Here is a 6,063-nt window from a genome sequence, read left to right on the forward strand (position 1 = left end):
CTGTGCGCCCTGGGCCTCGGACGCGCCCCGGCCGGGGGGCGGCTGGTCCTGCGCGGGGGGCCGCTGGTCCGAAGCGGGAGCCCGCTGATCCGGGGCGGAGGCCGGGTCGTCCGGCGCGGCGGGCGGCTCGTCCCCACCGGGGCGCGTGGTCTCGCGCCCCCCGGCCTGAGGGGGAATCGGCTGGTCCCGCGCCGTGGCCACCTCCTCCTCGCTCCGTGCTCCGCCCTTGCCCCGAGGCCGCGTTTTCTGCACCGGTGCTCACATTCCTGACTCGTCCTGCCCCTGCGCCTGGGTGACGGGTTGTCAGCGCAGGCGCCCCCGCGTTGCGTTCGCGACCATTCCAGTGCCTTCGGGAGGCGGCCGCGCGCATCGCCTGCCCCGCCACCCGAAGGAGTGAACCGTCCCGGGGAGTTGGGGAGCAAGTTTCCCATTCCCCGGATGTCCGCGTGCGTGGTGCGCCGGTTGGACGCGCACGGCGGGCTTTGGCAAGATACCGCGCCGCCACCGTCACGGAACTGATCATTCCGCCTCAAATCAGTCGCTGACCAGGCGGAATCCACCCGTGACGGGGCCTGAAGGGGCCTCTGTGAAGGGCTCGTGCAGACTGTCGTGATGCGCGCCGAACTGGTCACCGAGCCCGGCGGGAGCGACCGGGCCGACGAGGACTTCACCTGTGTCTCGCTTCCCGCTTCCGGACAGGGCGGTTGCCTCGTCCTTCTTGACGGGGTCACACCACCCGAAGGAGCGACGGGGTGCGCACACAGCGTGCCCTGGTACGTGTCCCGGCTCGGGGGCGCCCTCAACGAACTGTCCGTTTCGCGCCCCGACCTGACGCTCCGCGAAATCCTGGCCCTGTCCATCCGGCGCACGGCGGAACTCCATCGGGCGACCTGTGACCTTTCTCACCCCCGCACCCCGCAGGCCACCGTCGTGCTCGCCCGCTGGGACGGCACGCGGGCCGAACACCTGGTCCTGTCGGACTCGGTGCTGCTGCTCGTGGGACAGGACGGGGCGGTACGGGCCGTGCTCGACGACCGCCTCGACCACCTGCCGCTCGCGGCGGAGCGCGCGGCGGTACGGGACGCGGCGGACGGGGAGCGGGAGGCGGCCCGGGCCGCGTACGCGCGCGCGGTGGAGTCGCTGCGCAACGCGGAGGGCGGCTTCTTCACGGCGGCGGCCGACCCGGACGTCGCCGCGCGCGCCCTGACCGGCGAGACGCCCCTGGCGGGGCTGCACTGCCTCATCGCCCTCAGCGACGGCGCGACCCGCTGGACCGAGCGCTTCCACCAGGGCGACTGGACCGCCCTCGCGACGCTGCTGCGCAACCGCGGCCCCCGCGCCCTCCTCGGCGAGGTGCGCCGCCTGGAGCGTTCCCCCGAGGGCGGTGCGAAGCGGGGGAAGCGGCACGACGACGCGAGCGTGATCCTGGCGGAGGTGGGAGGCGGGGGGAGGTAGCGCGGGGGGCCGGGCTCACAACCCGTTCAGGCGGTGCAGCAGGCGGGCCAGTTCCGCGACCTCGCCGGGGGGCCAGCCGGACATCGCCTCGACGTAGCCGGCGCGGCGGCGTTCGCGCACTTGGCGGAAGCGGGCCTCACCCTCGGGGGTGAGACGTACGAGGCTGGCCCGGCCGTCGTCGGGGTCGGGGGCGCGGGTGACGAGACCGAGGCGTTCGAGGGCGCGGATCTGGCGGCTGACGGTCGCTTTGCCGACGCCGAAGTACGCCGCGAGATCCGTGGCGCGCTGGGGTCCGCCGCTCTCCAGACGCACGAGGAAGCCGTACGCGGCCGACTCCAGGCCCGGGTGGACCTCGCCCGCGAGTTCCATCGACGTGGCCCTCGCCCGGCGCAGGAGGAGGCTCAGTTCGCGCTCCAGGGCGAGAAAGGCGTTCTCGGTCATGACGTCCGTTCCTGGCGGCTGAAAAACAGCCCTCTCTCGGGGGTGAAACCGCAGCGTGTCCAGTATTTCCCAGGACTGGACCAGTGACGGCCAAAAGGTGCCCTACCCCGTCCCGGCTCTACTCGCGTAGCTTCCGTTTTGACATGGCCACGGCGCCCGACCCGGCCGCGGCACATATCGTCAGGTTCCCCACAAGCCGGACCTCTCGGAGGCACGCTATGTCCGTGCATACGATCCGATCATCCCGTCGCTCCCGTTTCAGAGCGGCCGGACCTCTCCTCGCAGCCCTGTCCCTCCTCCTCGCCCTGCCGGTGGCCGCCCAGGCCGCCGACGAGCCCTCCGTGCCCGAGCGCGGCAGCGCCTACCTCGGCATGGGCGTCGCCGCCCACGACGGGGTCGGCGGCCTCCCCCGCGACACCCGCGCCGCCCAGACCGAGGGCGTCGACGTCGCGAGCTACCAGGGGAACGTCAACTGGAGCGCGCTGTGGAACAGCGGCGTCAAGTGGGCGTATTCCAAAGCAACCGAAGGGACGTACTACACCAACCCGTCCTTCGCCCAGCAGTACAACGGCTCCTACAACGTCGGCATGATCCGGGGCGCGTACCACTTCGCGACCCCCGACACGACGAGCGGCGCCACGCAGGCCAACTACTTCGTGGACCACGGCGGCGGCTGGTCGAAGGACGGCAAGACCCTGCCCGGTGTCCTCGACATCGAGTGGAACCCGTACGGCGCCCAGTGCTACGGCAAGTCCGCCTCCGCGATGGTGAGCTGGATCAAGGACTTCGCCAACACCTACAAGGCCCGCACCGGGCGTGACGTCGTGATCTACACGGCGACGAGCTGGTGGCAGAGCTGCACGGGCAACTCCGCCGCCTTCGGCTCCACGAACCCGCTCTGGGTGGCCCGCTACGCCTCCTCGGTGGGGACCCTGCCGGCCGGCTGGGGCTTCTACACGATGTGGCAGTACACCTCGACGGGCCCGACGGTGGGCGACCACAACAAGTTCAACGGCGCCCTGGACCGCGTCAAGGCCCTCGCCAACGGCTGAGGCCGGACGCCGAAGGCTGAGGCCGGACGCCGAAGGCTGAGGCCGGACGCCGAAGGCTGAGGCCGGACGCCGGTGGCCGGGACCGCGCGGGTCCCGGCCACCGGCTCCTTCGGGCCGGTGCGGAGGGCCGGTCCGCCCGTCAGGCGGCCACCGCCTCCCGCTCCCCCGCGCCCGCGGGAGCGAGCGCCAGCTCCAGGACCTGGCGGACGTCCGTGACCGGGTGGACGTCGAGCTTCGCGAGGATCTCGGCGGGGACATCGTCCAGGTCCGGCTCGTTCCGCTTGGGGATCACGACCGTCGTGATCCCGGCGCGCTGCGCGGCGAGCAGCTTCTGCTTGAGGCCGCCGATCGGCAGCACGCGCCCGGTGAGCGAGACCTCGCCCGTCATGGCGACGTCGGGCCGCACCTGGCGCCCGCTCAGGAGCGAGGCGAGCGCCGTCGTCATCGTGATGCCCGCGCTCGGCCCGTCCTTCGGGACCGCCCCGGCCGGGAAGTGGATGTGCACGCCCCGCTCCTTGAGGTCGCCCACGGGCAGCTCCAGCTCCGCGCCGTGCGAGCGCAGGAACGAGAGCGCGATGCGCGCGGACTCCTTCATGACGTCGCCGAGCTGACCGGTGAGCGTCAGCCCCGCGCCGCCGGTCTCGGGGTCGGCGAGCGACGCTTCCACGTAGAGGACGTCACCGCCCGCGCCCGTCACCGCGAGCCCGGTCGCGACCCCCGGCACCGCCGTGCGCCGCTCGGCGGGGTCCTGCGCGGACTCCGGTACGTGGTGGGGCCGCCCGAGCAGCGGGCGCAGCTCCGCCTCCGTCACCGTGAGAGGCAGCTCCCGCTCGCCCAGTTCGTGCTGGGCGGCGAGCTTGCGCAGGAGCCGGGCGAGGGCCCGTTCCAGGTTCCGTACGCCCGCCTCGCGCGTGTACTCGCCCGCGAGCTTGCGCAGCGCGCTCTCGTCGACGGTCAGCTCGTCCTCGGTGAGACCGGCCCGCTCGCGCTGGCGCGGGAGCAGGTGGTCGCGGGCGATGACGACCTTCTCGTCCTCGGTGTAGCCGTCGAGGCGGACCAGCTCCATGCGGTCCAGCAGGGCCTCGGGGATCGACTCCAGGACGTTCGCCGTGGCGAGGAAGACGACGTCGCTGAGGTCGAGTTCGACCTCCAGGTAGTGGTCGCGGAAGGTGTGGTTCTGCGCGGGGTCGAGGACTTCGAGCAGGGCCGCGGCGGGGTCGCCCCGGAAGTCGGAGCCGACCTTGTCGATCTCGTCCAGGAGGACCACCGGGTTCATCGACCCGGCCTCCTTGATCGCGCGCACGATGCGGCCTGCCTGCGCGCCCACGTACGTGCGCCGGTGGCCCCTGATCTCGGCCTCGTCGCGTACGCCGCCGAGCGCGACCCGGACGAAGGAGCGGCCCATCGCGTGCGCCACGCTCTCGCCGAGCGACGTCTTGCCGACGCCGGGAGGCCCGACGAGCGCGAGCACCGCGCCGCCGCGACGGCCGCCGACGACGCCGAGGCCCCGGTCCGCGCGGCGCTTGCGCACGGCGAGGTACTCGGTGATGCGGTCCTTCACGTCGTCGAGGCCCGCGTGCTCGGCGTCGAGCACCGCGCGGGCGCCGCGGATGTCGTACGCGTCCTCGGAGCGCTCGTTCCAGGGGAGGTCGAGCACCGTGTCGAGCCACGTGCGGATCCAGGCGCCCTCGGGGCTCTGGTCGCTCGCGCGCTCCAGCTTCTCGACCTCCTTGAGCGCGGCTTCGCGGACCTTCTCCGGCAGGTCCGCCGCCTCCACGCGGGCGCGGTAGTCGTCGCTCTCGTCCTCGCCGTCCTCACCGCTCAGCTCGCGCAGTTCCTTGCGGACCGCTTCGAGCTGACGGCGCAGCAGGAACTCGCGCTGCTGCTTGTCCACGCCGTCCTGGACGTCCTTGGCGATCGTCTCGGCGATCTCCTGCTCGGCCAGGTGCTCGCGGAGCTGGAGCGTGGCGAGCTTCAGGCGCGCGACCGGGTCGGCGGTCTCCAGGAGTTCGGTCTTCTGGGCGGTGGTGAGGAAGGGCGAGTACCCGGAGTTGTCGGCGAGCGCGGCCACGTCGTCGATCTGCTGGACCCGGTCCACGACCTGCCAGGCGCCACGCTTCTTGAGCCATTCGGTGGCGAGCGCCTTGTACTCGGTGACGAGTTCGGACACCGCGCCGGGCAGCGGCTCGGGCACGGACTCCTCGACACGTGTTCCCTCGACCCAGAGCGCGGCGCCCGGGCCCGTGGTCCCCGCGCCGATGCGGACGCGGGCCCGGCCCCGGACGAGGGCCCCCGAGTGGCCGTCGGCGAGGCGGCCGACCTGTTCGACGGTGCCGAGCACGCCGGTGGCGGCGTAGTCGCCGTCGACGCGCGGCACGAGCAGCACCTCCGGCTTGCCCCCGGAGCCACCGGAGCGGGCGGCGGCCTGGGCGGCCTCCACCGCGGCGCGCACCTCGCCGTCCGAGAGGTCGAGCGGCACGACCATGCCGGGCAGGACGACCTCGTCGTCGAGCGGCAGCACGGGCAGGGTGAGCGGTGCGGACGTCAGAGCCATGATCTCCCCTTCGGCAGTCAAGTTGAGCTGTACCGACTCAATGTCCGGGGAGGCTCCGATGTTCCCGCTTCTTTGTTCGCCCACAGCGATCACCCGGAGAGCCGGGCGCGCACCGCCCTCGTCGTACCCGAGCGCCTTCGGGCCGCGCGCTGTTCCCGGCCCGTACGAAATTCATACCGGCCGCCGTGAACCGCCGCGGCCCCGCCGGGCGATAGAGGGGGTGTGAGACGTGAACGCCCCACCGGGGCAGGGGAGGACGCCGCGCTGCTGCGCGCCGTCGCGGCGGGCGACACCGACGCGCTCGCCACGCTCTACGACCGCCACTCCGGCTGGCTCCACGCGCGGCTCGCACGGCGCTGCCCCGACCGTGAACTCGTGGGCGAGATCCTCCAGGACACGTTCCTGACCGTGTGGCGCTCCGCCGCGCGCCACCGCGGCGCCGAGACGGGCGGCTGGCTGTGGACCCTCGCGAGCCGCCGCCTCGCCGACGCGCTGCGCCGTCAGGAGCGCGCGGGACGCCCCCTCGCCGAGCCCGTGCCGCCCGCCCCCTCGGCCGAGGAC

The 6,063-nt window shown here is 73.2% G+C and carries 5 protein-coding genes; 3 read left to right on the top strand and 2 right to left on the bottom strand.

Annotated features, from left to right (window positions below):
- The first annotated feature begins 612 nt into the window (after positions 1-612).
- Positions 613-1,455: a hypothetical protein gene (locus G3I42_RS28935; protein ID WP_164290714.1), complete on the top strand. Its 843-nt coding sequence runs from the start codon at positions 613-615 to the stop codon at positions 1,453-1,455.
- Between the two features lie 15 nt (positions 1,456-1,470).
- Here the strand turns inward: G3I42_RS28935 and G3I42_RS28940 are convergent, their stop codons facing one another.
- Positions 1,471-1,896, bottom strand: a complete 426-nt coding sequence (locus G3I42_RS28940; protein ID WP_164290711.1) for a MarR family winged helix-turn-helix transcriptional regulator — start codon at positions 1,894-1,896, stop codon at positions 1,471-1,473.
- Positions 1,897-2,114: 218 nt separating this feature from the next.
- On the opposite strand from G3I42_RS28940, the gene G3I42_RS28945 reads away from it, so the two are divergent.
- Positions 2,115-2,948 carry a lysozyme gene (locus G3I42_RS28945; protein ID WP_164290712.1) on the top strand — a complete coding sequence of 278 codons (834 nt, stop codon included), beginning with the start codon at positions 2,115-2,117 and terminating at the stop codon, positions 2,946-2,948.
- 139 nt (positions 2,949-3,087) lie between these two features.
- On the opposite strand, the gene lon is transcribed toward G3I42_RS28945, so the two are convergent.
- Positions 3,088-5,502 carry an endopeptidase La gene (lon, locus tag G3I42_RS28950; protein WP_164290713.1) on the bottom strand — a complete coding sequence of 805 codons (2,415 nt, stop codon included), beginning with the start codon at positions 5,500-5,502 and terminating at the stop codon, positions 3,088-3,090.
- 222 nt (positions 5,503-5,724) lie between these two features.
- Between lon and G3I42_RS28955 the strand changes: the two genes are divergently transcribed.
- A partial coding sequence (locus G3I42_RS28955) for a sigma factor (RefSeq protein WP_343244697.1) occupies positions 5,725-6,063 on the top strand: 339 nt, incomplete at its 3' end.

It is taken from the genome of Streptomyces sp. SID11385 (assembly GCF_010548245.1).
Classification (GTDB): domain Bacteria; phylum Actinomycetota; class Actinomycetes; order Streptomycetales; family Streptomycetaceae; genus Streptomyces.

Coding starts and splice junctions, on each gene's coding strand:
- G3I42_RS28940 (WP_164290711.1), bottom strand. CDS start 1,896: ATGACCGAGAACGCCTTTCTCGCCCTGGAGCGCGAACTGAGCCTCCTC.
- G3I42_RS28945 (WP_164290712.1), top strand. CDS start 2,115: ATGTCCGTGCATACGATCCGATCATCCCGTCGCTCCCGTTTCAGAGCG.
- lon (WP_164290713.1), bottom strand. CDS start 5,502: ATGGCTCTGACGTCCGCACCGCTCACCCTGCCCGTGCTGCCGCTCGAC.
- G3I42_RS28935 (WP_164290714.1), top strand. CDS start 613: ATGCGCGCCGAACTGGTCACCGAGCCCGGCGGGAGCGACCGGGCCGAC.